Origin of the sequence: Cellvibrio polysaccharolyticus (assembly GCF_015182315.1) — a bacterium.
Taxonomy (GTDB): domain Bacteria; phylum Pseudomonadota; class Gammaproteobacteria; order Pseudomonadales; family Cellvibrionaceae; genus Cellvibrio; species Cellvibrio polysaccharolyticus.
Genome location: NZ_PRDL01000001.1, coordinates 1,805,145 through 1,828,533, shown reverse-complemented (window position 1 = coordinate 1,828,533; position 23,389 = coordinate 1,805,145). Strand labels below are relative to the sequence as shown.

General features: G+C 52.6%; 26 protein-coding genes and 4 tRNA genes. 12 read left to right on the top strand and 18 right to left on the bottom strand.

The genetic code is table 11. The annotated features are described in order from the left end of the window. The first annotated feature begins 18 nt into the window (after positions 1-18). Positions 19-2,235, top strand: a complete 2,217-nt coding sequence (locus C4F51_RS07820; protein ID WP_193908714.1) for a putative bifunctional diguanylate cyclase/phosphodiesterase — start codon at positions 19-21, stop codon at positions 2,233-2,235. A 33-nt stretch (positions 2,236-2,268) separates the two neighbouring features. Here C4F51_RS07820 and C4F51_RS07815 read toward each other — a convergent pair whose 3' ends face one another. From C4F51_RS07815 to C4F51_RS07780, 8 genes are all read right to left on the bottom strand, one after another. Further along, positions 2,269-2,742, bottom strand: coding sequence for a group III truncated hemoglobin (locus C4F51_RS07815; RefSeq protein WP_202987644.1), 474 nt, complete (start codon positions 2,740-2,742; stop codon positions 2,269-2,271). Between the two features lie 165 nt (positions 2,743-2,907). Next, a complete protein-coding gene (locus tag C4F51_RS07810) occupies positions 2,908-4,848 on the bottom strand; it encodes a DUF3732 domain-containing protein (protein WP_193908713.1) in 1,941 nt (646 codons plus the stop codon). Next, the gene (locus tag C4F51_RS07805; RefSeq protein WP_193908711.1) at positions 4,845-5,330 is read right to left on the bottom strand and encodes a three component ABC system middle component; all 486 of its coding nucleotides are present in this window, start codon (positions 5,328-5,330) and stop codon (positions 4,845-4,847) included. The genes C4F51_RS07810 and C4F51_RS07805 overlap by 4 nt, the downstream gene beginning before the upstream one ends. Before the next feature lie 4 nt (positions 5,331-5,334). Further along, positions 5,335-6,549, bottom strand: coding sequence for an ABC-three component system protein (locus C4F51_RS07800; RefSeq protein WP_202987643.1), 1,215 nt, complete (start codon positions 6,547-6,549; stop codon positions 5,335-5,337). 273 nt (positions 6,550-6,822) lie between these two features. After that, a tRNA-Gly gene (locus tag C4F51_RS07795) sits at positions 6,823-6,898 on the bottom strand. A gap of 2 nt (positions 6,899-6,900) precedes the next feature. Continuing rightward, a tRNA-Glu gene (locus tag C4F51_RS07790) sits at positions 6,901-6,976 on the bottom strand. A gap of 46 nt (positions 6,977-7,022) precedes the next feature. Further along, positions 7,023-7,098: transfer RNA gene (locus tag C4F51_RS07785), tRNA-Gly, on the bottom strand. Position 7,099: 1 nt separating this feature from the next. Then, positions 7,100-7,175, bottom strand: a tRNA-Glu gene (locus tag C4F51_RS07780). A 261-nt stretch (positions 7,176-7,436) separates the two neighbouring features. Here C4F51_RS07780 and C4F51_RS07775 point away from each other — a divergent pair. After that, positions 7,437-8,201 carry a hypothetical protein gene (locus C4F51_RS07775; RefSeq protein WP_193908707.1) on the top strand — a complete coding sequence of 255 codons (765 nt, stop codon included), beginning with the start codon at positions 7,437-7,439 and terminating at the stop codon, positions 8,199-8,201. Positions 8,202-8,253: 52 nt separating this feature from the next. Here C4F51_RS07775 and msrB read toward each other — a convergent pair whose 3' ends face one another. After that, positions 8,254-8,658, bottom strand: coding sequence for a peptide-methionine (R)-S-oxide reductase MsrB (gene msrB / locus C4F51_RS07770; RefSeq protein ID WP_193908705.1), 405 nt, complete (start codon positions 8,656-8,658; stop codon positions 8,254-8,256). Positions 8,659-8,736: 78 nt separating this feature from the next. Between msrB and C4F51_RS07765 the strand changes: the two genes are divergently transcribed. Both C4F51_RS07765 and C4F51_RS07760 read left to right on the top strand, forming a co-directional pair. Beyond that, complete coding sequence (locus tag C4F51_RS07765) at positions 8,737-9,954, top strand: pyridoxal phosphate-dependent aminotransferase (RefSeq protein WP_193908703.1); 1,218 nt, start codon at positions 8,737-8,739, stop codon at positions 9,952-9,954. A 32-nt stretch (positions 9,955-9,986) separates the two neighbouring features. After that, positions 9,987-10,448 carry a hypothetical protein gene (locus tag C4F51_RS07760; protein WP_193908701.1) on the top strand — a complete coding sequence of 154 codons (462 nt, stop codon included), beginning with the start codon at positions 9,987-9,989 and terminating at the stop codon, positions 10,446-10,448. Here C4F51_RS07760 and C4F51_RS07755 read toward each other — a convergent pair. Then, positions 10,399-11,385: a class I SAM-dependent methyltransferase gene (locus C4F51_RS07755; RefSeq protein ID WP_193908700.1), complete on the bottom strand. Its 987-nt coding sequence runs from the start codon at positions 11,383-11,385 to the stop codon at positions 10,399-10,401. The two genes, C4F51_RS07760 and C4F51_RS07755, sit on opposite strands and share 50 nt — an antisense overlap. Positions 11,386-11,389: 4 nt before the next feature. Further along, the gene (locus C4F51_RS07750) at positions 11,390-12,538 is read right to left on the bottom strand and encodes a 4-phosphoerythronate dehydrogenase (RefSeq protein ID WP_193908699.1); all 1,149 of its coding nucleotides are present in this window, start codon (positions 12,536-12,538) and stop codon (positions 11,390-11,392) included. A 192-nt stretch (positions 12,539-12,730) separates the two neighbouring features. Here C4F51_RS07750 and C4F51_RS07745 point away from each other — a divergent pair, with 192 nt between their 5' ends. After that, the gene (locus tag C4F51_RS07745) at positions 12,731-13,429 is read left to right on the top strand and encodes a hypothetical protein (RefSeq protein WP_193908698.1); all 699 of its coding nucleotides are present in this window, start codon (positions 12,731-12,733) and stop codon (positions 13,427-13,429) included. A gap of 112 nt (positions 13,430-13,541) precedes the next feature. Here C4F51_RS07745 and tusA read toward each other — a convergent pair whose 3' ends face one another. Further along, on the bottom strand, positions 13,542-13,781 hold the full coding sequence (tusA, locus tag C4F51_RS07740) for a sulfurtransferase TusA (RefSeq protein ID WP_193908697.1): 240 nt from the start codon (positions 13,779-13,781) through the stop codon (positions 13,542-13,544). A gap of 106 nt (positions 13,782-13,887) precedes the next feature. Here tusA and C4F51_RS07735 point away from each other — a divergent pair, with 106 nt between their 5' ends. Continuing rightward, positions 13,888-14,280, top strand: coding sequence for a hypothetical protein (locus C4F51_RS07735; RefSeq protein WP_193908696.1), 393 nt, complete (start codon positions 13,888-13,890; stop codon positions 14,278-14,280). Positions 14,281-14,468: 188 nt separating this feature from the next. On the opposite strand, the gene rlmM is transcribed toward C4F51_RS07735, so the two are convergent. From rlmM to C4F51_RS07715, 4 genes are read right to left on the bottom strand one after another with little or no spacing between them, the layout of a single operon-like run. After that, the gene (gene rlmM / locus C4F51_RS07730; protein ID WP_193908695.1) at positions 14,469-15,542 is read right to left on the bottom strand and encodes a 23S rRNA (cytidine(2498)-2'-O)-methyltransferase RlmM; all 1,074 of its coding nucleotides are present in this window, start codon (positions 15,540-15,542) and stop codon (positions 14,469-14,471) included. Then, positions 15,539-16,177, bottom strand: a complete 639-nt coding sequence (locus C4F51_RS07725) for an alpha/beta family hydrolase (protein ID WP_193908694.1) — start codon at positions 16,175-16,177, stop codon at positions 15,539-15,541. The genes rlmM and C4F51_RS07725 overlap by 4 nt, the downstream gene beginning before the upstream one ends. After that, complete coding sequence (locus C4F51_RS07720; RefSeq protein WP_193908692.1) at positions 16,167-16,442, bottom strand: YheU family protein; 276 nt, start codon at positions 16,440-16,442, stop codon at positions 16,167-16,169. The genes C4F51_RS07725 and C4F51_RS07720 overlap by 11 nt, the downstream gene beginning before the upstream one ends. A gap of 31 nt (positions 16,443-16,473) precedes the next feature. Continuing rightward, entirely contained in the window at positions 16,474-16,878 is a 405-nt protein-coding gene (locus C4F51_RS07715; RefSeq protein WP_193908690.1) for a DUF2721 domain-containing protein, read from the bottom strand. A gap of 144 nt (positions 16,879-17,022) precedes the next feature. Between C4F51_RS07715 and trmL the strand changes: the two genes are divergently transcribed. The 5 genes from trmL to C4F51_RS07690 all read left to right on the top strand — a co-directional run bounded on the left by trmL (position 17,023) and on the right by C4F51_RS07690 (position 21,023). Continuing rightward, entirely contained in the window at positions 17,023-17,487 is a 465-nt protein-coding gene (gene trmL / locus C4F51_RS07710; protein ID WP_193912448.1) for a tRNA (uridine(34)/cytosine(34)/5-carboxymethylaminomethyluridine(34)-2'-O)-methyltransferase TrmL, read from the top strand. 82 nt (positions 17,488-17,569) lie between these two features. Then, positions 17,570-18,019 (top strand): flavodoxin domain-containing protein, encoded by a 450-nt coding sequence (locus C4F51_RS07705; protein ID WP_235992300.1) that lies wholly within the window; start codon positions 17,570-17,572, stop codon positions 18,017-18,019. Continuing rightward, the gene (gene fldB / locus C4F51_RS07700; protein ID WP_193908688.1) at positions 18,016-18,537 is read left to right on the top strand and encodes a flavodoxin FldB; all 522 of its coding nucleotides are present in this window, start codon (positions 18,016-18,018) and stop codon (positions 18,535-18,537) included. The genes C4F51_RS07705 and fldB overlap by 4 nt, the downstream gene beginning before the upstream one ends. Continuing rightward, positions 18,538-20,580 (top strand): bifunctional tRNA (5-methylaminomethyl-2-thiouridine)(34)-methyltransferase MnmD/FAD-dependent 5-carboxymethylaminomethyl-2-thiouridine(34) oxidoreductase MnmC, encoded by a 2,043-nt coding sequence (gene mnmC / locus C4F51_RS07695; RefSeq protein ID WP_193908686.1) that lies wholly within the window; start codon positions 18,538-18,540, stop codon positions 20,578-20,580. It abuts the gene before it with no gap. A 122-nt stretch (positions 20,581-20,702) separates the two neighbouring features. Beyond that, positions 20,703-21,023, top strand: a complete 321-nt coding sequence (locus C4F51_RS07690; protein WP_193908684.1) for a late competence development ComFB family protein — start codon at positions 20,703-20,705, stop codon at positions 21,021-21,023. Positions 21,024-21,049: 26 nt separating this feature from the next. Here the strand turns inward: C4F51_RS07690 and C4F51_RS07685 are convergent, their stop codons facing one another. After that, positions 21,050-21,703, bottom strand: coding sequence for a DUF502 domain-containing protein (locus tag C4F51_RS07685; RefSeq protein WP_193908682.1), 654 nt, complete (start codon positions 21,701-21,703; stop codon positions 21,050-21,052). 268 nt (positions 21,704-21,971) lie between these two features. On the opposite strand from C4F51_RS07685, the gene C4F51_RS07680 reads away from it, so the two are divergent. After that, on the top strand, positions 21,972-22,781 hold the full coding sequence (locus tag C4F51_RS07680; protein WP_193908680.1) for a glutaminyl-peptide cyclotransferase: 810 nt from the start codon (positions 21,972-21,974) through the stop codon (positions 22,779-22,781). A 51-nt stretch (positions 22,782-22,832) separates the two neighbouring features. Here the strand turns inward: C4F51_RS07680 and C4F51_RS07675 are convergent, their stop codons facing one another. After that, complete coding sequence (locus C4F51_RS07675; RefSeq protein WP_193908678.1) at positions 22,833-23,321, bottom strand: DUF2059 domain-containing protein; 489 nt, start codon at positions 23,319-23,321, stop codon at positions 22,833-22,835. Between the last annotated feature and the right edge of the window lie 68 nt (positions 23,322-23,389).

Here is a 23,389-nt window from a genome sequence, read left to right as displayed (position 1 = left end):
CCCTGGAGGAAAGAGCACATGAAGTGCCCACCTGTATTGGCTATAGAGAAGGAGAGGCTTAAAGCCCTGTCGCAGTATGGACTCGACAGTGATCGCCCGCTTCCAAGTCTGGACCCGGTGGTTCAGATTGCTGTACATATGTTTGGCATGCCCGTTGCCGCCGTCAATATGATTGGCACTGACTATGTATTTCTTGCCGCCAGTATTGGCATTGATGAAGCGGAAGTGGATCTGCGCCGCGATGTGTCCTTTTGCGCCCACGCCATCACCCAGGATGAAGTGCTGGTAGTGCCGGATACCACGCTGGATAAACGCTTCCATGACAACCCGCTTGTCACCGGCGCCGCCAACCTGCGCTTTTATGCCGGGGTACCACTGCTATCCCCGGAAGGGCACCCGCTCGGGGCACTGTGCATCATTGATGGTAAGCCCCACGATGATTTTTCCACCGAAGACCGCCAGAAGCTGAAAGAGCTCGCCAAAATGGCCGCCGATCGGCTGGAACTGCGCCGTATTGAAATCTCCACGGAACAAGCCCGCCGCCCCTTCGAAGAATTTGCCCGCAACTCGCCGACCGCCGTGGTCTGGTTCGATGAGCAAGGTCTTATCATCGCCTGGAACGATGCTGCCGCCTTCCTCTATGGTTATCACCTGGCCGAAGGCGCTGGCCGCTCTGTTGCGACCCTGGTCGCTGAACCTGACCGGGAAACCGTCATTGACCTGATTAACCGTGCCGCAGCAGCAGGCAGCATGGAAGGCCTGACCATGCCCAAGGGGGTACGCGGGTTGCGTAAAGACGGTAAGGAATTTCTGCTGGGTCTTTCACTGTTTTGCTGGCGGGAGAAAGGTCGCCTCACCTTCAATGCCCACGTACAGGATATGACCGCACGCCGCCGCAAGGAAGAAGAACTCGAATGGCTGGCAAATACCGACATACTCACCGGCCTGGCCAACCGCGTCAGCCTTTATCGCCATGCTGAAGAAACCCTGTTACGCCCTGCCCCCATGGCGGTGTTGATGATTGATCTGGACGGTTTCAAGGACGTCAATGACACCCTGGGTCACAGTGTAGGTGATGCTATTTTGCAGGAGGTTGCCCACCGTCTCACGCTTATCACCGCCCCTGCAGACACAGTCGCCCGTATCGGAGGCGACGAATTTGCGATTTTGCTACCGGAAGTTGCCGACCCTGAAAAAGCGGTGGAGCTGGCCCGACGCGTGATAGCCAGTATCGCAGAGCCGATTGTGATTGATGGCCAGGAAGTCAGAGTAGCTGCCAGTTGTGGCGTTGCCGTTGCGCCGACTCATGCCCAGGAAGCGCTGGAATTGATTGGTGATGCCGACCTCGCCCTCTTTAAAGCCAAACACCTGGGTCGCGGCCAGGCATTTGTTTTTGTGCGCTCCCTGCGCATGGAAGCCGCCGCCCGCCGTCTTTACAACATTGAACTGCACCGCGCTGTTAGCGATGGGGAATTCGTACTTTTCTATCAACCGCAAATCCGCTTATCAGATTGCTCGCTGGCGGGCGCAGAAGCGTTGATTCGATGGCGACACCCGCAACGCGGGCTACTCTCCCCGGCAGCATTTTTACCAGCACTGGAAGGTGGCCCCCTGGCCGCCGTGGTTGGCGCCTGGGTACTTGATGAAGCCTGTGCTCAGGCCGCGCTGTGGCGCCGATACGGCGCCGATGATTTCCGCATCGGTGTTAACCTGTTCGGCGCCCAATTTCGAGTCAACGATATTGTTGAAGAGGTAGACGCCGCCTTGAAACGGCATGGCCTGCCCGCTGAAGCACTGGAATTGGAAATCACTGAAAACATTGTGCTGGATCATGACGACGTGATTCTGGATGCATTGCAACGCTTGCGTGCACTCGGCGTTGGTATCGCCTTTGATGATTTTGGAACCGGTTATGCGTCATTGAGTTTGTTAAAACAATACCCGTTAAGCCGCCTCAAAATTGATCGCTCCTTTGTCCAGAGTTTGCACGAATCCACCCGGGATGCTTCGGTGGTAAGCGCCATTCTCGACATGGCGCGCAGCTTTGGCCTCGAAACCATAGCCGAAGGCGTCGAGAAAGACGCGCAATACAAATGCTTACGGGATTTTGGTTGCGAGGAGGGGCAAGGTTACCTGTTTGGCAAACCCATACCGGCGCAGGACTTCGCGGAAATTTTTGGCATTCAAGTACCAGCGCCAATTACCAGCATTGCAGCAAAAAAATTCAAACCCTGAAACCGGCCAAGGCGAATAACCGTTCGAAGCCCGTCAGGAATTGACTTCGGTAGGTGTTGCACCGGGGTTATGTGTTAACTGGTAGCCGTACCATAAACTTTGCGCCACGCGCTGTGCCATGGCATTGGCTTCTTTTGCCATGGCCTGATTCGGTTGCTCGGCGGTTGTTTCTTCAAACAATGCCAGCCATCGCTGAAACAATTCCGCTGTCAATCCTGGCAGCGCAATATGCCTGGGCATAGGCGTACCGTTGAAACGACCGGTGCGCAGCAACAGCGATGACCAGAATGTGGAAAGATGCTCAAGATGATGGTCCCAATCATCAATATGCGCATTGAAGACAGGCGCAAGCTGCTCATCCTTACGCACGCGGGCGTAAAACGCATGAACCATGCGGGTGATTTCTTCTTCGGTGCACAAGGCCATCGGGTTAGTAGCCTCTTTCAGATAAAAATACTCATAGGCGCCTCGCATTTGGCTGAGCGAACTGGAAAGGTTGCCTATCACGATCGTGCAACCAATCTCCGTACTGTAGGTGCTGCACTTAAAGCATGTTTAAGTATTCATTCTGAGCTCGCTGAACAACACGGCTTTTCGTTACCCCATTACCCTTAACAAGCATTACATGCTTTTCTGAAGCCAGGAATAAGCAGACCAAAGGAGTTGACCGAGTCATCCACTCCCCTCTCTCTTCGGCCAATCCAAAGGAATCAAGGCATCCCCAGAGAGCTTGTTCCACCTCATACGGGTAGCCGTCACATATCGGGGATCATCGCCAAAATACGCATGCTCAATCAGCAGAACCTGCAGGCCTTTTTGATCAGAGGTAGCCTTGAACAAGAAGTCAAGATGCCGACGCATTGCAAGGACTTCTTCATTTTCTCCAATACTATCCTCGTCTTCCCCGCGCTGGGGGTAGTAAGGCCGGCTGATCTGATCGAATACCAGAAAGCCCGGTACCGGTGCATTGATTTTCCCGAGATACTTCTGTAGGGCGAAAGATAGCGCTATGTGGATAGCCAAGTAGTTTTCATCCGATCCAGCATCGGGTAACCGCAATACTGCTTCAGTCCCCTTCTCGATAATTGCGATGGCCGGCGGTTTGGAGGAGAATTCCAAATCGGCCTCAATGCATGGCTCGACCGTGGGCAACGAAGCGAATGCCTCAGACAGGTATTGCGAAATTTTTCGTTCGGCGCGAGTGAGGAGCACTTGCTTTGCGTCGTTATCAATAAGCGCCTCTAGCCCCTCAATCTGCCCGCGCAGGACGTCCAAATCAGGACCAGGAAGCGGCGTCGCCGGGTTCATTTCCAAGAACTGCGAAACCTTGCCCATCAGGTGCGCGTGATACTGAGCAAGGTCATCCATTTCTTTGGCTTCGCCGCTTTGCCTGATCCAGGTTTTTATGCGCTCATCGACACCCTTGAGCTTGTCATTGAGCCTCGTGAGCTCCAGCTGCAGTGAGCTCTCGTGTTCCACAAGACGAGGTCGTACATTCTCAACAGCTATGCCTTCAGAGCGGACGATGTCAATTGATTGGCGGATGGCTTGGACGGCAGCGACCCCACGCTCGCTAGGCGCTTCACACAGAGGGCAAGTGCGAGCCACTAGCTGAAGATGCTCTGCAATTTTCAGCTTCTCATATTGCCGCCGTACCACACCCTCAAACCCCGACATTTCCTGGAGCGCCGCTTGTGTCGCTCGCGAGCTGCGCCTCGCATTTTCGATATCGCTGAGCAGGCTGCGCCGCTGTGTGTGGAGACTAGAAAGTTCGCTCTCGTTCGGGTTCTGCCCCCTGCCGATCTTCAGCCGCTTGACCCTAAATAACGCGCCCTGAAGATCAGTTTCTGAAGAATCATCGGGTGGAAGGTCGCACAAACCACAACGATGGGCATCCATCAGCAAGCGCATTGCATGCTTTTTGTAATCGCTATCTTCTGCTTGGCGAGCCCGAAGCTGACGCTCCTCCCGATCAAGCCGCTTGCGCAGATCACGTAGACGACGCTCCTGAATCACTGTGTCTTGAGTAACTACCCCGAGGAAGTAAGGCATCGTCTCAATAATGGCCGGTGCTTCGTCGGCCTGATCCAAACCATGAAGTAGAGCGGTCTCGTTGTAGATCACGTCTTTGGGGACAAACATGTAAGCCGTTGCATGGCGCACTGTCGGTCGCCATCTTCGGGCGGCGCTTTCATCCGAAGCATCTGTTACCCCGCCGATCCCAAACGCTCGTTCGATAAAAAATTTGCCCGCCTGAAGGGTTGTTGCGCCTTCAAACTCCTTCAACGACGTTGGGATTGGGAGATTACGCCCGCTGCTGATAAACATCTTGGTACTGGTGTCTTGTCCCAGAGGTGGAATGACCCGGCCTGCGATCATCTGCGCATCACCTAGCACCCATTTTACGCCCACAGCGATACTATGGCGTTTCACATGAGCAGCAAGCTCACACACCTTCGATCCCAAGCAATAGTCGATGGCTTTGATCAGAGTCGACTTACCAGTTCCCGACGCACCGGTGATGATGTTTACCTCGCCAAGCTTCAAGTCGAGAACACGAACGCGACCGCCCTCGCCCAGGAAGAAGATGCTTGAAATATTCCAGCGGTTCATAGCTCGAGCCCCATCAGGTTGAATACCGTCCTTGTTGAGCCCGCCAAGGCAAACCAATGACCAAGGTGGTCGATGTTGTCGAAAATGTTCTGAGTGTCTTGCGTGAGCTGTACCTTGAGAAGCCTAGGTACAGATGAGGTGCCAAGGGCTACTTTGCCCTCTGTATTAATTGCCAATAGCTTGCTGAAACAGGCAAACCTGATCGCCTCCGTAACGATGTCCAACGACCCATTCACCCGATCAGCGAGACAAATATGAATAACGGGACTGCGACGCAGCCACTCCAATAATCCGGTCTTGCGATTGGTGCGCTCGAACGTTGGAGCCAAGTCTCCAGACAGCGCCAAAGGCAGAGCGGCGTAGCACAATGTGATGTCTGGCACTGACCCACTTCGGGTGCGATAAGCTCGGACGAAAGTGGCCAGCAGACAAGCGCAATAAGCCGGATTGGTTTCGGCAAAGATGTCGTGGGCAATCCTCATTGCTCTAATCCTTGAGAAGCTTCAGGTAGTCTGCGTGCCAGCCCACGTGAAGATCGATTGCAAGCACCTGGTAAGTGCCTTGTATGTAGTAATGCGCACTCCAGCCATGAGCGATAGGTTCGACTTGATTTGGCGCGAGCTCATGAGTCCAGCGCAGAAGCTCTAGCCCCCTTGCTTCAACCTGAGCCTGTTCAACGTCAGCACAATCCTCCACCATCTGGGTATGGCGATCAGACCAGCGCTCGGTGAGCACGCTGTCGTAGCTCGCGATTGTCGAGCGCATTTGCGGATTATTGTTGATCCAACTGGATCGCTGCTCTTTGGCTCGCCACTGTGCGCGGATGGCCTTTGCGATATCCGAAGGCCTTCCGTTCACAAGCTCGATTTGGCGAGTCAGCATTCCATCGGGCTCGTAACCCTCAGGTTGCGAAAAGTTTGCAAATTCGGCGACCAGCGTTCCATCCTCCAGATCCGAGATGATGGAGCATATTTTCTGCTCCATTTCGCTACGCTGAATGACTCGTTCACGCTTATCACAGAAGCTGAATACGACTTGCTGATCCCACCATTGCAACAGGCGCTCCGCTGCCTGCTGCCGTTGTGGGCGAGGAATGATATGCAACCGCTTGGCAATCTCAGCAGGTATCTGCCCAATGGTCTTGCTGTCCTGCTGAATAATCATTCGGCGCAGCATGCTCAACCTGGCGCTGAGGTCAAGCTTAAGAAAAGCATCGCACCCAGGTGCCCTAGCAGAATGCGGAAGCCTGGCGCCCGACGCCTTCGCTTTAGTTCGCTCGGCGATTACTCGATCTGCCTCTTCTTCCATCGCCAGCAGCAGGGCTTCGCGGTCGCTGTTCGGATCGCACAGAGCCGCTAGCGGTGAATCAACTGGCACTTTGCCAACTGAAACAAGGTGGAATGTGGTATCCGCGAGGGAAACAAGAGGTAGGACGTCGATCCACACCTTGATGGTTTTCCAGAACGCCACGGATGCGAGAGTAACAGGAGGAGGATTACTCTGGATAGAGTGCTTGAGCTGATACAACAGGTGTTGCCCATCGACCTTTAGCTCAACATCGTCCAAACGCTCGACCGCTACAGCGGCCTCACTGGCCGTCTGCGAAATGAGCGTCAGTAACGCAAACTGGCTCTGAAAATAAAAGCCTAGCGCTGCAGCTGTCGCTTCATGAATAGTGTTTGATCCAATGTTATCCGTCACTCTTTCCAGCGCCTCCTTCGTACTGCATTTGATCCACATTATCGTAGAAAATTGTAACAGAGCATCATCTCGATTTGATCGACAAGATCAAATTAAAGACAAGGAAATAATCACGCTGGGTTCGCTTAATACCGAAGAGATAATCTTTTCCAAAATAGATCTCCAAGATGTAAACTTATTTCAGGAGCGAACACGCAAAAAAAAGCCGAAAGACATAATCTTTCGGCTTTTTTATCAATTTGCAAATTTCAATGAAATTAACAAATCACAATTTGGAGCGGGAAACGAGACTCGAACTCGCGACCCCGACCTTGGCAAGGTCGTGCTCTACCAACTGAGCTATTCCCGCAGTGGCATCCCCTAGGGGAGTCGAACCCCTGTTACCGCCGTGAAAGGGCGGTGTCCTAGGCCACTAGACGAAGGGGACACAGGATAATGCACACTAACTTTTACTACTTCCGGACCCAAAAAATTGGAGCGGGAAACGAGACTCGAACTCGCGACCCCGACCTTGGCAAGGTCGTGCTCTACCAACTGAGCTATTCCCGCATGGCATCCCCTAGGGGAGTCGAACCCCTGTTACCGCCGTGAAAGGGCGGTGTCCTAGGCCACTAGACGAAGGGGACCCGGAACCTTCAAACTTCGTTACTCGCTTGAAGTGGGGCGCATTTTAGGGTTCATCCGATAGGCTGTCAACACTTTTGTAAAATATTTATAACTTTGGAAACAAGAACTTAGAGAAGCCGCCTTTTACGTACGAACAATGAGCAAATCTGCGATTAATTAATCAATATGGTCTTGCAAGTCGCCAAACTCAACATCATGATTGGTGCTATACTCGATTCAATAACCGCCGCTCACCTACTGCATCGCGCAAGAATATAACTATGTCGCTATACATTATCTCGGGCATCATCGCTCTGCTGGTACTGATGGTCAGCTACCGGTTTATCTCCTATAACCTGCAACAGCGTAAAGTGCAGCGACAGCGCCTGGTTACCGCACTCAAAACCCGTGAACGCAATTTCAAACATATGACCGGTGGCTACCCGCCAGGGTTTTTACCCTCTGAGCTGGGCGCACTGGTTTACCGCGCACTGATCACCACCAGCGAAGAACTGGTGCGCCTTGAGCCGGAGAACAGTACGCATAAAGCAGACCTTGCCCTTTACAACGCCGAGCTGGCGACGCTGAAGCAGTCTGCGCCACAACAGCGCGTCAAACTCGAAAGTCTGGAACAGATTAAAGAAGTTCGTCAGCAATTACAGGAATTGCATCGGTTTATTGTTTCCCAGGAAGCGTCCAAACAGATCAATCCGGTACAAGCCGCCGTACTCAATGACCAGGTAAAACGTCTGATTTTACAAATTACGGTCGATGCCCTTACCTTGCAGGCGCGTCAGGCGCAGCAACTGGGCAAACCCCGGCTGGCGATTCATCACCTGCTGCAGGCGAAAAAATCCATGGAAGCCGAAAACGGCAATAATCAGTACGATAAATTTATTGAGAAAATCAGCCAGCGCATCGAAGCCCTGGAAAAGCAAACATCCAGCCCACCACCGGTTGAACAACCGGAACAGGAGCCCGCCAGTAAGGAATGGGAGAGTTTTGCCGGAGAGGAAAATTGGAAAAAGAAACAGATTTACGATTGATCAAAAAAACGGGAGCTGCCAAACAGCTCCCGTTTTACTTTGCACCATGGGTTCAGGACGCCGGCTTGTCTTTCAAAACAACGGATGCCGAATTGATGCAATATCGCAACCCTGTGGGAGCTGGCCCATCGGGAAAGACATGCCCCAGATGACCACCACATTTTTTGCATAACACCTCGGTGCGGCGCATACCGTAACTGCTATCAAATTCTTCCTGAATATTTTCTTCTGCAATCGGCGCGGAAAAACTTGGCCATCCGCAGCCCGCATCAAATTTGGTATCGGCATCAAATAATGGCTCGCCACAACAGCGGCAGCGGTAAATACCATCGGCAAAAACCTGCCAGTATTCTCCGGTAAAAGGCGCTTCTGTGCCCTTCTGGCGACAGATGCGATATTGCTCTGGCGTCAGCGTGCGACGCCAGTATTCATCGCCAAACTTTTCTTGATCAGACATGATGAACTCCTTGACACAACCGCCTGCGAACCTTGATGATTCCAAGCTTTATTCAGGTATAAAGGCATCTTACTGCAAATGAACACCATTAAGAAATCCGACAAGCTTGCCGGTGTTTGCTATGACATTCGCGGCCCGGTTCTCCAGCATGCTTACCGTCTTGAAGAAGAAGGTCAACGCATCCTGAAACTTAATATTGGTAACCCTGCGCCCTTCGGTTTTGCCGCCCCCGACGAAATTATCCAGGACGTGATTCGCAACCTTCCCGATGCCGAAGGTTATACCGCGTCACGCGGCCTGTTTGCTGCCCGTAAAGCCATTATGCAGGAATGCCAGCGCCTGCAAATCCCCGGCGTGGATATTAACGATATTTTTCTGGGCAATGGCGCCAGCGAACTGATCGTCATGGCCATGCAAGCGCTGCTCAACGACAGCGACGAAATTCTCGTGCCTGCGCCCGACTACCCGCTGTGGACTGCCGCGGTAAATCTGGCCGGCGGCAAAGCCGTTCACTATCTGTGTGATGAAGAGGCAGATTGGTTCCCGGACATTGCCGATATTGAGAAAAAGATCACCAGCAATACCCGCGGTATTGTGGTTATCAACCCCAACAACCCGACCGGTGCGGTTTACAGCCAGGCATTACTGGAGCAAATCGTAGAGGTGGCGCGCCGCCACAACCTGATTATTTTCTCTGACGAAATTTACAGCAAAATTTTGTATGACGACGCCGAGTTCGTACCCATGGCCCGGCTCGCTCAGGACGTGCTGTGTGTCAGTTTCAACGGCCTGTCCAAAGCCTATCGGCTGGCGGGTTTCCGTTCCGGCTGGATGGTGATCAGCGGAGCCAAGCATTATGCAAAAAGCTACATTGAAGGCATCGAAATGCTGTCGTCCATGCGGCTGTGTGCCAACGTGCCAGCCATGTATGCGGTGCAAACGGCATTGGGCGGCTACCAGAGCATCAACGAGCTGATTGTGAAAGGTGGCCGTTTGCGCGAGCAGCGCGATGCCGCTGTGGACGCAATTGCCCAGTTGCCTGGCGTTTCCTGCGTCAAGCCGAAAGGCGCTATGTATCTGTTTCCGAAAATTGATCTTAACCGCCACAAAATCAAAAATGACGAGCAAATGGTGCTCGACTTTCTGATTCAGGAAAAAATCCTGCTGGTTCAGGGCTCAGCGTTTAACTGGCCGAATTGCGATCACTTCCGGATTGTTTTCCTGCCGAGGAAAGATGACCTGACGCGCGCGATTGAACGCCTGGGTTACTTCCTTGAACGCTATACTCAAGCCTGAGTACAAACCCGAGCGAAAGGTGTCCGGTAAAAATGGCTGATTTGCACATGACCGATTTTTACCGCGACACCGCACGTATTCTGGTTCAGTTGTACAACCACTTCCCGAATACGATTATTCTCTACGCCGACGATATCAGCGGCCCGAATACACCGGATGAATTCGGGCTGCCGTCAGCACGTTTTCAATCTTGCTTCAGCACCATGCTATGGCTGGCAGAAACCGGGCTTATCCGTTATGCCACGACCATCCGCCAGGAAGCGTTGGATCAAACCACCCTTTCCCGCAAGGCGTTGGTTATTCTGTTTTCGCCCGTGACGCTGGCGGTAGCCGCGTCAGACCGGCATTTTTCCACCGATACCAACACCGACACTGCCCTGCCAGACGTTTCACTGACCCATATTGAATGGCTCAGAACCGCGCTAAATAGCCAGTCATCCCGCCTTATTGAAGAAGCGGTGCAGACAATTCTGGCTCATCCGCTGCTGAACTGATCGGCAAAGGCTGGTATTGAAACACCAGCAATTTCAGTTGTTGCTCGGCATCTACGTCCGGAAAATCCGCAGAAGGTTCAAGGCGCGTGATCAGCTCACTGCCCGGACAAGCCTCGGCAAAAGCCGATTCCAGAAAAGCCGTGCCCACTTCCGGCGCATTCAAACACGCCAGCACCAACCCGCCATCCGGCATCAGCTCGGGAATCCGTCGAATCACTCGCACATAATCTTTCAGCGCTACAAAACTGCCCGGCTGGTAAGACGGCGGATCAATAATCACCAGATCATAGGGCCCTTTACGGCGAATACGACCCCAGGATTTGAGGATGTTTTCAGTCATAAACTCACTGCGCTCACCCGGCAGATCGTTGACCTGATGATTGCGTCGGCCGGTTTCCAGGGCGCTGCGGCTCATGTCCACATTGACCACCCGGCTGGCACCGGCGGCCACCGCAACTACGGAAAAAGCACAGGTGTAGGCAAATAAATTAAGAATTCGCTTACCGTGCGCATGTTGCGCCAGCCACGCCCTGCCCGGCTCCATATCGAGAAAAAAGCCGGTGTTTTGTCGGGACGACAGCGACAGTAAAAATTGCAGCCCCTGGCGGTTTGCCAGCGGTTGCCCGGGCAGTTCACCAAACAGAACGTCAGCGGGCGCGCCTTGCTGATAGCGATGTTGTACCACCAGGGTATCGAACAAGCCCGGCTGCACCAGCGGTTGCAGCCCATTGCTCAGCGCTTCAACAAACCCTGCCGGTGGCTCGCGAAAACAGGTCATTAAAATGACCGGTTGAAAATAATCCACACAGATAAATTCAAGACCCGCAAAACACTGCCCGCGACCGTGGAATAAACGGCGGCTATCAACCTGAGGATCGGCAGGGTTTTGTGCTGCGAGAAATGCCTGCACCTGATCAATAATAACTTGCCTGCTCATATCGCTACTTGCTCTCGCGGGTGACGGTGTTAAAACCCAGCGAGTTCAACCAGGACACAACGTGCGAGTTGTCCGGGCATTCAACAAGGTAATTATGGAATTCACGGCGTACCGGGTATTGCTTGCGCAAATTATCAAACCCGCGACCAAACACCTCATCATCCGCACCCGCTGTTTGAGCAAGTGCACGCATGGCGGCGTCATCAGCGGCAATGTTGTAAATACTGGCAATTAATTGTTTCAGCGCTGCCCAGCTATCACCGTCGGCAAATACCCGGCGGTTATCGGCCAACGGAGGAACCAGCTGCTTGAGCGTGACTTCCGGATCTTTTTTCAGGTGACGACACAGCGCCTGATAAATCATCTCGGTGCCGTTCAGTTTGCCGTCGTAACTGTAGCCGGCAATATGCGGTGTGCCAATTTTCACTTTTTCCTGCAGCGCACGGCAGATAACCGGTTCCGGCTCCCACACATCGAGCACTACACGCACGTCATTAGGTTGTTGCAAAAATTCCAGCAGCGCCTGGTTATCAATCACCGGGCCGCGGCCACAGTTCAGCAAAACCGTACCGGGTTTCAAGCGCGCCAGCTGCGCTGCACCGATCAAATGAAAACTGGGATGCGCACCGGTTTTGGTCAAAGGCGTGTGCATACTGATGATGTCGCAGGACAATACCGTGTCCAGATCATATAAATCCGGGTTTTGTTCTGCGGTCAATAAAGGATCGTAGCAATAGCAATCCATCCCCTGCGCTTTCAAGCGGCGATATAAAAGACCGCCCACATTGCCGCAACCGATAATGCCAAACTTCTTACCCTGCCAATTCACATCAAGATGACATAAAGCCGCGTAAACATATTCCACCACGGACAAGGCATTGCAGCCAGGCGCACTGGACCAGGTAATATGGTTCTCCTGAAAATAATCGGTATCCAGATGATCAATGCCGATGGTGCAAGTACCAACAAAAGAAACCGAGGGCGCATTCGCCAACAAGGTAGCGTTGACGAGTGTAACCGAGCGCACCAGCAGCGCATCAGCAGCGTTGACATCCGCCGCCGAGAGCTGGCGCCCAGGACGTTTCACTACCTGCCCCACTCCTTCAAAAAACGCATCCACCAGCGGGATATTTTCATCGGCAACAATTTTCATAACATTTCTCAAATAAAGTGGTCTCAACGTCGGTTGCAGCTGCGTCCGGCAGTAATCGACGTTATTGTAATTATTTCGGCGCCAGAGTTGTGGTTTCGGCCATTACGATATACTTTATAAGTAATGGCGGATGCCAAATCGCCGTTTCCGGAGCTTTCAGCTCGTTTCTGCCTCATCCAAGGGGGTGGTATTATGAAGACCTCAAATCAAGGCCACAATACGGATAACGTAGTGGACCTTTTCACGGGCAAAACCTTCTCGCAACTTCATGATGAGCGCTTTATTCGCCTTGCTCCCGAGCTTGACGGCCTTGAAATGCTCTACTCCAACGATGCCAGCTCCGACAAACTGTTCAGCCTGAAAATTCTCTGCTGGGGCTTGAAAGCCAACGGCGAGGTGGTGGGCCTGGTTCCCTGGTTGAACGATATCGTGCCCTGTCCGGATATCTGTGATCCGTTAAACGGTCACTGGGAAGGCTATTACGATCAGGGTATTGATGACGTGTTTTTCGAAGCCCCGATTCACAAGGTCATTGAACTGGAAACCGCTGCCGAATATTACGAACTGCAATGTGAACACGAAGACGATATTGTGCAGGAATTGCCGGACACCATTGGCACCCACGCCGTGCTGGCCACACCAACAACCAACCGTCTGTCACTGATGGAAGTGATCAGCTGGCGCTTGTTAAACAGCGGCAAGATTTACGGCATGCTGACCGACCATACCAAGGTCATCAGTACACCGGTATTGCCGGGTGATGATTGTTTGTACGCGGCACAAACCAATGACAACTTTCGCTATTTCTTCCAACATCAAATTGCCAACAAGATCAAGGCAGAAGACCCGGAAGCTCTGGCAGCCATCTCCATGCTGGTAGACGGCGTCTGAGTTTTCACGGCTGAAACGCTATATTGAGCTATCACTCAACCCGGAAAGCCATTGACCTCGCGGTCGGTGGCTTTTTTTATGGCCGGTTTCAGCTAGCTGCTTGCGAGCGGAATCACCCTTCTTTTTTCCGGATGCGATAAACCCAGGTATTGCCAATCTCTTCCTGACTGAGCAGTTCATGGCCAAGAAAGGTGCAAAATTTGGGGATGTCGCGGGTGGTGGACGGGTCAGTGGCAATCACTTCAATGACTTGCCCGCCCTGAATCTCGCGCACCGCTTTGTGCAACATCATCACCGGCTCAGGGCAAAGCAGGCCGGAGGTATCAAGGGTTTTATCAACGGATTTGCTCATAACTCAACATCATTTATAAAAAAAACCAATTAGTGAAATAGCTTGCTACAATTGTAGAAAGAGCAAATAACAGACAAATCAACCAACGTTTAGAGGAATATGGCAGATGTCCCGGCACTCGATGTTTGAGGCCAGTGAGCCCGTTAACGTACTGAATCACCAGACAATGGAGTTTACCTTCAGGCTCCTGCGCAATCATAACCCGCTACTGGCATTTTTGATCAAAAACGCCCTGACCGAGCTGAAAATTCGCGATCAGGAGCATAATTCGCATTCTATAAACGATGTGGTATTTACGCCCGATCTGATTGAACTGCTCGGAACCCTCAATATTATTCAAGTAGTTGGTAATTTGAATGAGATTGCACGGGATGCCTTGCTGAAAAAAGACATGCCACCCAGCCACTTCCACATACTGCGGGATTTGATTGAAGTGTGGGCCGGGGTTGCCGAATGGATTCTTGAGAACGCCGCATTTGATCAGGTGGCATACCACTAGCAAAGCAGCGATGCCGAGGCATCTACCGCTTTTCCGAGTGATTTATTGCTTCAATATGCCCCGCCGACAACTGCATGATTGACCGCTTTATCGCTGCTGCATTGATTGCGAACCCGCTTATCATTCGGCTCATTTGTCAGAACAATGAGCCAGAACAATGTGTCAAAACAATCTATCCAAACAGGGGATCACTGGCCGAAGCGTGAAGGCGACAGCACGCGCAAATGTCCGGTAACTTCTTCGCGGTCATGGTACAACTGCTTGAAGTTGATGGTCGCACGAATGCCTGCCGATTCCATCTCTGCCATCAACCGCTCTTCGCACTTTTTAACTTCTGCATAACGCTGTTTCATCGGCAACTTCAGGTTGAACACCACCTCGCGGCACCAACCTTTGGTAACCCAACGCGAAATCATCCCCGCGACCCGAGCCGGTTTGTCGACGATATCGCACACCAGCCAATCTACCGGTTTTTTCGGCTCATAAACAAAACCGTCCGCCAGTATGTGATTCACCTGTCCGCTGTCCATCAAGGCTTTATCCATAGGGCCATTATCAATAGCGTCTACAAACATGCCCCGCTTTACCAATTGCCAGGTCCAACCGCCGGGTGCTGCCCCCAGATCGACTGCCTTCATGCTCAGCGCCAGACGATCGTCCCACTCCTGTGCCGGCACAAAGTGATGCCAGGCTTCTTCCAGTTTGAGCGTGGCACGGCTGGGAGCACTGGAAGGCATACGCAAACGCGGAATGCCCATCACCCATTGTGAACTATTGGCAACAGGGCTCACCCCCACACAAGCTTCTGTACCCGACAAAAAAACCAGATGCAATTGCCAGGCAGAGCGATTAATCAATTTTTTGCGCGTCTGTAACGCTTTGGTGAAAGGCACCGCAAATTTTTTACCCAGCGCACCCAGTTCTTTTCCGTCATTGGTATCCGGCGTTTCTACAATCAATGCGCCCGCCGGCGGAAAACTTTCAACGACGGCCAGTAACGGCGTAAGGCGATCCGTCACTGGCAAGTCAGTGACACGCCCGGGGCCAGCAAACCACTGCCGGGTAAAAATCATCTGCCGGAACGGCAATTGTTGTATCAATTGCAAGGCGCCGTCCGGCTCATGTGTAATAAACTCAACAAAAGCGGCGTTATCGCGGGTTTTGCTGTAACCAAAAAATCCGGCATCGTTGGCCAGGTCGGTAATTTCAGCCGCGCATTCTTTTTCAAATCCGGGACGGCAATGTAAAAATAAATGGTTCACGAATTCCTCAACTTTTCCCGAATAAATATTTCAATGGCGTCAGCAGCAGACACCCAATGTTGTTGATGGGTAAAACCGGATTTTACCCGCGGCGCCAGATCGTGATCGCCATCTTCAAGCCAGTGTAACCGGATGGCAGGCGATAACCGGTAATCACCGACCTCGTCGCGATTACCCAGCGCATCACGCGTGCCCTGCACAATCAAGGTTGGCGTAGCCAGCTGCGCGAGATGCGCAACGCGAAGCACGTCGGGCTTGCGTTGCGGATGAAAAGGATAACCCAGACAAATCAGGCCGCTAACAACCGCCGCATCAGCGACCAGACTCGCCATACGTCCGCCCATGGATTTCCCCCCGATAAATAAAGGTAGCTCCGGTTCGGTATGACGATAGCGGTTGATCATGTCTTGCCATTGCGCCGTTAATACCGGCTCACGGGCGGGCGGGCGTTTAATGCCGTCGATACGCCGCTGTGCCATGTAGGCAAATTCAAAACGAACCACCTCGATATGACGCGCCACCAGCAAATCGCTGAGGCTATTCATAAAGTCACTATCACATGGCGCACCGGCACCATGGGCGAAGAGAAAGCGCGCTATCGGCGCGGCACAGCGGTTGGTCAGTTCAAATGCCATGACGGGTGAGCTGGTCGTAGTCCTGACGGGTGAGCAAGGTTACCGACTCTGTTGCCGTATCAAACACAATCACCACTGTGCCTTGCTTCAACTGGCGCCTTACCCGCTCAACGCGTTCATCGAGCGGGATTTCTTCCATGCCGTAGTCGGTGCCATCACGGGTTACAAAATCTTCAATCAGGCCTTGCAGGGCATCTGAAGACAATTGTTCAAAAGGAATTATCACGGCGGTTTCCACACAAAAATACGGCGCAAAGTCTGTCATGAATCATCCCGCCGCACCATGGGCGGGGTGATTATTTCGTTTTGCGGTGCTGGTCAAATTTTTCCAATTCGATATTGATCGCATTGGTAGAAATGTGAACCTCGTAAAACGAACACAACAGGGAGATCACCAGCAAAATCAAACTGGTGGCAAATAACCACTGGCCCGGCATTAACCATTGCAGCAACAGGGCAAACATCGACAAGGTACAAAACACAAACGAGAGCACGCCAAAAGCCTGCATCGCGCGGATAATTTGCACCCGTCGGCGCAGGTTATCGATCTGCCGCCGTACTACATCCCGGGAAATGGCGTCGTCACTACTGCTGAGCTGACGAATGACATTGGTTAACACCACAAAACGGTTGGTGTAGGCCAATAACAGTAAGGAAATTGCCGGGAACAACAGGCTGGGGGTGGTAATGGTCATATCCATCGGTCAGCGCAACTCCTGCAATCGGATTAAGGCTGCCATTATTGCCGGATTCCACGACCACTGCGAGGGGAACACTGGCATTTTCGAAGAACAGTCGATATTTTACCGCTTCACTATCCGACGCATCTCCGGAAACTGATGACCATGTTAAATATCGTGCTATTTGAGCCGGAAATTCCTCCCAACACCGGCAATATCATCCGCCTCGCCGCCAATACCGGCTGTCAGCTGCATTTGATTGAACCGCTCGGTTTCGAGATGGATGACAAAAAACTCACCCGCGCCGGCCTCGATTATGCCGAATGGCAAACCCTGAGCCGCCATCAAAACTGGGACGCCTTTTTGGAAAGTTGCCGCCCGCAGCGACTTTTTGCGTTAAGCACCAAGGGCCACAAAGCCCATAGTGATGCAGCCTTTGTGGCCGGTGATTACCTGGTATTTGGCCCGGAAACCCGGGGCCTGCCGGCCAGCATTCGCGAGTCCTTACCGCAAGATCAGGTGTTGCGCATTCCCATGCAGGCGGGTAGCCGCAGTATGAACCTGTCCAACGCGGTAGCCGTCATGGTGTATGAGGCCTGGCGCCAACTCGGCTATCCGGGATCAAGCTAGCTTGGCAATACCGCATTCGGGCAGTTTGTTATCTGCCCCAAACCCTCTATCATGCGCGGTGTTTTTTTAGCGCAGGAGCAGCATGATGACGTCAATACAGATTTTTACGGGCACTATGTCGGGCACCGCTGAAGGGGTTGCCGAGGTGGTCGCACAGCGACTGCAAGCGTTGGGATACACCGCCGAAGTCAATTTGCGCCCGGACGCTGCTGCCCTGCTGCGCAACCCGAACGAAATCATCCTTATTTGCACCTCCAACACCGGCTCCGGTGATTTGCCGGACGATATCCAGCCTTTATATCTTGAACTCACTCGCAGCTACCCCGCCATCGCTGGCCGCCGCTATGGGTGCATCAATCTGGGTGACAGCTGCTACACCACCTTCAATGAAGGCGGCGCAGCGCTGGATGCGGCATTTGCCGACTTGGGCGCGGTGCGCATTGGCGAACCGCTGGTGATTGATGCCTCCGAAGGTGAAGACCCGGAAGCGCTGGCGCTGGCATGGCTGGAAGAATGGGTGACACTGTTATGAGCCATGCACAAATCGGCCTGTTTTATGGCAGCTCCACCTGCTACACCGAAATGGCCGCTGAAAAAATACGCGCTGTGCTGGGTGAAGCCCGTACCGATATTTTCAACATTACCGACACCCCGGTTGTCAGCGCTGAATTCTACGATTACCTGATTTTTGGCATTCCCACCTGGGACTACGGCGAATTACAGGAAGATTGGGAAGAAATCTGGGATGAGCTGGATGAGGTCAATTTCAAAGGTCGAAAAGTGGCTATTTTCGGCCTTGGTGATCAGGTGGGTTACCCGGAATGGTTTCTCGATGCCATGGGCTACTTGCACAGCAAACTGCTTAACCTCGGCGCCATTCCGTGCGGATACTGGCCAGCAGCCGGTTACCAGTTCGAAGAATCCAAAGCACTGACAGCCGATAAAAGCTGTTTTGTCGGCCTGGCACTGGATGAAGAAAATGAATTCGCGCTGAGCGAAGACCGCATCCAGGAATGGTGCCAGCAAGTGCTGCAGGAATTCGGTTTATAAATGTCAGACCCGACCCGACCAGCAGAGTTACAGTGGGATGAAGAAGGCCAACCGGTTTCCCGTCAATTTGGCGATGTTTACTTTTCCAAACTGAACGGGCTGGAAGAAACCCGCCACGTTTTTTTGCAGCACAACCAGTTGCCCGAGCGATTTGGCGGGCTGGGCGCGCATGACGTTTTCAGTATTGGTGAAACCGGCTTCGGCTCGGGCCTGAACTTTCTCGCCGCCTGGCAGCTATGGCGACAAACCGCCAACCCGACGGCGCGCCTGCACTTTATCAGCGCCGAAAAATACCCGCTCTCCCCGGCTGATTTGAAAAAAAGCCTCTCGCTGTGGCCGGAACTGAGCGACCTTGCCGACAACCTGATTGCGCAATACCCGGCCTTTTTACATGCCGGTTTTCACCGCGTGCTGTTTGACGAAGGCAAGGTTCAATTGACCTTGATGATCGGCGATGCCGCCGACATGTTTTGCCAGCTGACTAGCCGCCAGCTGCACCATCAGCAGGCGGTTATTGATGCCTGGTTTCTGGACGGTTTTGCCCCGGCAAAAAACCCGGAAATGTGGACCGACGCGCTTTTTGCCGCAATTCTACGGCTCAGCGGAACGGCTACCACTGCTGCCACCTTCAGCGCCGCCGGCATTGTGAAACGCGGTTTACGCGGCGCCGGTTTCAAGGTTAAAAAAGTGCCCGGCTTTGGCCGCAAACGTGAGATGGTCAAAGCGGTAGTTGCAGCGCCATCAGCGGAACCCCTTGCCAGTGATGTGCCCGTTGCCGATTTGCCGCCCTTGCCTGCCGAGCCAGGCTGGAGCCTCACCCATCAACCGGAAACCTTCAGCCAACGTAGCGCTCTGGTGATCGGTGGCGGGCTGGCCGGGTGCCATACGGCTTATGCGCTGGCCTGTCGCGGCTGGCAGGTTACTTTGCTGGAGCGCGACCCTCACATCGCCAACGGCGCTTCCGGCAATCTGCAAGGCATTGTTTACGCCCGTCTTTCCCCCAAATTGGAAACCCAGGCGTTATTTAATTTGAGTTGTCTGCAATATGCGCTGCGTTATTACGCGCCCTTTTGGCAGGACGAATCGATAGGCAGCGCCTGCGGTGTGCTGCAACTGGCCAGCGACGACAACGAACAACGCTGGCAAGACAGTCTGAAACCGCTGTTCGGTAATTACCCGGCGCTGGTGCAGTTTGTAGATCAACAGCAAGCCTCACAGCTTGCCGGCATCGCGCTGCAACATGGCGGCCTGCACTTTCCGAATGCTGGCTGGATAGCGCCACAACGGCTGTGTGAACTACTGACATCGCACCCGAACGTTCGCACGTTAACCTCCACCAATATCATTGAACTCAGCCAATATATTGATGGATGGCAAGCGCGGGATAGCAGCGGCCAGCTGCATCAGGCCAATGTCGCCATCATTGCCAATGCGCACGAAGCATCGCTCTTTTCGCAAAGTCAGCATCTACCCATGAAATCTATTCGCGGACAAACCACCTGGCTGTCAGCAACCGAACGCACCCGTGGCGTGCAGCGGGTGATTTGTGCCGAGGGTTATTTTTCTCCGGCAACCGGTACGCCAGCAACACATTGTGCCGGCGCAACCTTTTCACTCAATGACGACGACCGGGAAATTCGTGCGGAAGATCATCAACACAACCTTAATAACCTCAATACCTTATTGGGGCCAGAGCACCGGGTTGAGAGCACGCAGATAAGCGGTGGTCGTGTTTGCTTTCGCGCAGCTACCCCGGATTATTTGCCCATGGTCGGGCAGTTACCGCAATACGATGCCTTTCTGCATGACTATTCCCTGCTGCGCAAAGATGCAAAAACCGAAATAGCCACGCCCGGTAAATATTGGCCGGGGCTATTCGTCAATGTTGGCCACGGCTCGCGCGGGCTGGCTTACACGCCCTTGTGTGCAGAGCTGCTTGCCTGCCAGATCAACAACGAGCCCTTGCCGGTCGACAAGCAACTGGCTCGCGCCTTGCATCCTGGCCGCTTCATTATTCGCAACTTAATGCGAAAACGTGTTTAACCGACACAGCACCTCGTCGGCAAAAACTGCTACAGTAAACGGTTAGTATCACCTGAACAGGACTTCATTCGGGTGTCCCGACGTTGATAATGCTGTTCCGCCGGCCACTGGAAGGAAACTTTATGATTCGAAATAACAATGGGTACCGCAGCATGAGCGATGATATCGATGATGACTTCATTCGTAATTATTATGAACAGCCGGTGCTGCAACTGATCATCTCGCAACACCCGCGCGCACGACAGGAGCGCAGCTACCTTGCTGACGTTGCCTGCATCGCCCTCAATCAGCTACCGGCAAAATACATTCGTCATAATGTTGATATGACTTTCTTTTTGTCGTCATCAGAAATGCAGGACATTGATAATCGCATCAAGCAGGCCGTAGCCATGGCCGTTGCCTATGTCGAAAGCCGGGAAAACCCGGCTACAGAAGAATCCTGAACCTGCCCTCACATCCTGCGGCGCCGTTACACCTGATCACGGTTGGGTGATGGTGCCACCTCGGGAATCTCTGACAAAATGCGCGATCCGCTGCCGCAAGCAATAACGGTGCGCATCGCTGCTTCTACGCCAACATGCGGCAAGATATCCACGCAATCTGCGCTCAGGTGGTAAACAAAACCGGAGGTAGGAATCGGCGCGGTAGGAACGTAAACGGTGTAATCCCCGTTCGCGTGGTTTTCGGTAATAATCCCGGTGACCGATACGCCATGCACCCGCCCCATCAAATACGCCCGGCATACCTGCCCATTCAACAGTGAGGTATTGCCCTCCCCGCCGATCAACTGCATCACCACTTCACGAATGGTGCTGTAGCCTGGTGCCAGTTTGCCCAGCCAATGATCCATCAGTTCACGCGCCCAGCTGCCCATACGGGTGCGCACCAGCAAACCGATCACAAAAAACAGACTCAGCAGCAGCCCGATCACCAGCAGATCTGCCGCGAAATGAGCCATCGCTGTCCAGGTGGTCAGCCAATCGCTCATCGGGCGAATGATGGAGCGCAACAGCCCCAGCAACCAGTACAACAACAACACAAAAATCACCAGTGGCAACACCACCATAAATCCCCCGAGGAAGGTTAATCCCACGAAGGAGCGCATTTTTTTAACGGTTAACATGCTCAATATCTATCCCGATTGCAGCCGCTATCCGGCCAGATGCCGATATTAGCAGGCTCCCGAACAATAGGCATGACCAAAGCGTTAAAGCGCCAACTACTCCCGCGCACACCTGAGAAGCCTGCAAAACAATAAACCCGCACGCAAGCATCCAACACCCGATTCATCACGGGATGGGCAAGTCAGGCAGCGATTGTTAACATGCCAAATCTGTTTTCACCGCCGATGATGCAGCGGCAGCCCGGCTGACACCTCTGTTGGAGTACCTGTGTTTTCTTTTACTCGCCTCATTAGCCTATTGATAGTCTTCACGGGCACTGCCTTGTTTACCGGTGTACAGGCCAACAACCCGGTAACGCATTATCAGTATGAAATTGTCAGCACCCGGCTACACGACCCGGCCCTTTTTACTCAGGGGCTACTGATCGATAACGGCTATTTTTATGAAAGCAGCGGTTTGTATGGCCGCTCGCTGCTGGTGCGCTACCCGGTAAAACCTTCATTTGCGGAACGCAATCGGCAGCAAGCCGGTTGGGCAAAGGCGCAAAAAATTGACGATAAGTATTTTGCCGAAGGGCTAACGCTGCTGAATGACAAACTGTATTTACTGACTTGGCAGGAACAGGCATTGCTCATTTTTAACCGCGAAACATTTGCCCTGGAGCAAACGCTGCCTTACGCGGGGCAAGGCTGGGGACTAACCCACCACGGGAAAACCCTGATACGCACCGATGGCAGTGATCGCATTTATTTTCATCAGCAAAAAGATTTCAAAGTCATTAACAGTGTGCAGGTTACCGAGCAAGGCAAACCGGTCAATCAACTGAACGAACTGGAATTTATTAACGGGAAAATATGGGCCAATATCTGGCATCAGCCGCGCATTGTTATTATTGATCCGGTGAGCGGAAATGTTGAGGGCAGCCTGGATTTAAGCGAAATCGCAACCCGGCATACACCGCCCGGCAGCGAGCGAGTATTAAACGGTATCGCCTGGGATGAGCAACAACAAACCTTATGGGTAACCGGAAAAATGTGGCCGCTGTTGTATCAATTAAAAATCACCCCCACAGAATAAAAAAACCGCACTTACCGAAAGGTAGTGCGGTTTTTTTGAAGTTGCTACCACTTATTTGGCAGCTTCAAGTTCCTGTTGCAGTTCCTGTTGCAGCGCCTGCAATTTGGGCATCATATCTTTCATGGATTCCTGCACCAACACCATGGAGGCTTGCATCAGCTCCGGCATTTTTTCGAGTAATTTTTTCCCCAAAGGTGACTGATAGAATTCAATTAATTCGCGCACTTCAGGCTCGGTAAATACGGTGCGGTAAGCCTCATTCATTGGCGCTTTCAATTGTTGCCAGGACAGCTCTTCACGTACCAGCGCGGTGTATTTTTTGAAGAATTTCTCCATGATCGGTTTTTGTGCTTCGTTAAGATCCATTTGTCCGGCCATTTGAGCAAACATGCTGTCCATTTGGCCATAAGCACTGTCCACCAACTTATCCATATCGGTGAGAGAAAAAAGTTCATCCAATGATTTGTCGGTAGCAGTTTGCGCATGCGATACCGACGAAAAAAAACAGAAAGCGAAAGCCAAAAGCAGTATTTTCTTCATATTAATTACCGGTGTTAATTACGAAAAAATCCAATGCCAGCACAGCGCAAGCAAATGGAATAACCGAA

Excerpts from the sequence above, each read along its gene's own strand:
- mnmC (WP_193908686.1), top strand. The coding sequence starts at position 18,538 with ATGTCAGACCCGACCCGACCAGCAGAGTTACAGTGGGATGAAGAAGGC.
- C4F51_RS07765 (WP_193908703.1), top strand. The coding sequence starts at position 8,737 with ATGAACACCATTAAGAAATCCGACAAGCTTGCCGGTGTTTGCTATGAC.
- C4F51_RS07775 (WP_193908707.1), top strand. The coding sequence starts at position 7,437 with ATGTCGCTATACATTATCTCGGGCATCATCGCTCTGCTGGTACTGATG.
- C4F51_RS07725 (WP_193908694.1), bottom strand. The coding sequence starts at position 16,177 with ATGGCATTTGAACTGACCAACCGCTGTGCCGCGCCGATAGCGCGCTTT.
- C4F51_RS07760 (WP_193908701.1), top strand. The coding sequence starts at position 9,987 with ATGGCTGATTTGCACATGACCGATTTTTACCGCGACACCGCACGTATT.
- C4F51_RS07735 (WP_193908696.1), top strand. The coding sequence starts at position 13,888 with ATGTCCCGGCACTCGATGTTTGAGGCCAGTGAGCCCGTTAACGTACTG.
- C4F51_RS07745 (WP_193908698.1), top strand. The coding sequence starts at position 12,731 with ATGAAGACCTCAAATCAAGGCCACAATACGGATAACGTAGTGGACCTT.
- C4F51_RS07705 (WP_235992300.1), top strand. The coding sequence starts at position 17,570 with ATGATGACGTCAATACAGATTTTTACGGGCACTATGTCGGGCACCGCT.
- C4F51_RS07720 (WP_193908692.1), bottom strand. The coding sequence starts at position 16,442 with ATGACAGACTTTGCGCCGTATTTTTGTGTGGAAACCGCCGTGATAATT.
- C4F51_RS07715 (WP_193908690.1), bottom strand. The coding sequence starts at position 16,878 with ATGGATATGACCATTACCACCCCCAGCCTGTTGTTCCCGGCAATTTCC.
- C4F51_RS07685 (WP_193908682.1), bottom strand. The coding sequence starts at position 21,703 with ATGTTAACCGTTAAAAAAATGCGCTCCTTCGTGGGATTAACCTTCCTC.
- C4F51_RS07755 (WP_193908700.1), bottom strand. The coding sequence starts at position 11,385 with ATGAGCAGGCAAGTTATTATTGATCAGGTGCAGGCATTTCTCGCAGCA.
- C4F51_RS07805 (WP_193908711.1), bottom strand. The coding sequence starts at position 5,330 with ATGAGGATTGCCCACGACATCTTTGCCGAAACCAATCCGGCTTATTGC.
- C4F51_RS07750 (WP_193908699.1), bottom strand. The coding sequence starts at position 12,538 with ATGAAAATTGTTGCCGATGAAAATATCCCGCTGGTGGATGCGTTTTTT.
- C4F51_RS07675 (WP_193908678.1), bottom strand. The coding sequence starts at position 23,321 with ATGAAGAAAATACTGCTTTTGGCTTTCGCTTTCTGTTTTTTTTCGTCG.
- trmL (WP_193912448.1), top strand. The coding sequence starts at position 17,023 with ATGTTAAATATCGTGCTATTTGAGCCGGAAATTCCTCCCAACACCGGC.
- tusA (WP_193908697.1), bottom strand. The coding sequence starts at position 13,781 with ATGAGCAAATCCGTTGATAAAACCCTTGATACCTCCGGCCTGCTTTGC.
- C4F51_RS07820 (WP_193908714.1), top strand. The coding sequence starts at position 19 with ATGAAGTGCCCACCTGTATTGGCTATAGAGAAGGAGAGGCTTAAAGCC.
- msrB (WP_193908705.1), bottom strand. The coding sequence starts at position 8,658 with ATGTCTGATCAAGAAAAGTTTGGCGATGAATACTGGCGTCGCACGCTG.
- fldB (WP_193908688.1), top strand. The coding sequence starts at position 18,016 with ATGAGCCATGCACAAATCGGCCTGTTTTATGGCAGCTCCACCTGCTAC.
- C4F51_RS07810 (WP_193908713.1), bottom strand. The coding sequence starts at position 4,848 with ATGAACCGCTGGAATATTTCAAGCATCTTCTTCCTGGGCGAGGGCGGT.
- C4F51_RS07690 (WP_193908684.1), top strand. The coding sequence starts at position 20,703 with ATGATTCGAAATAACAATGGGTACCGCAGCATGAGCGATGATATCGAT.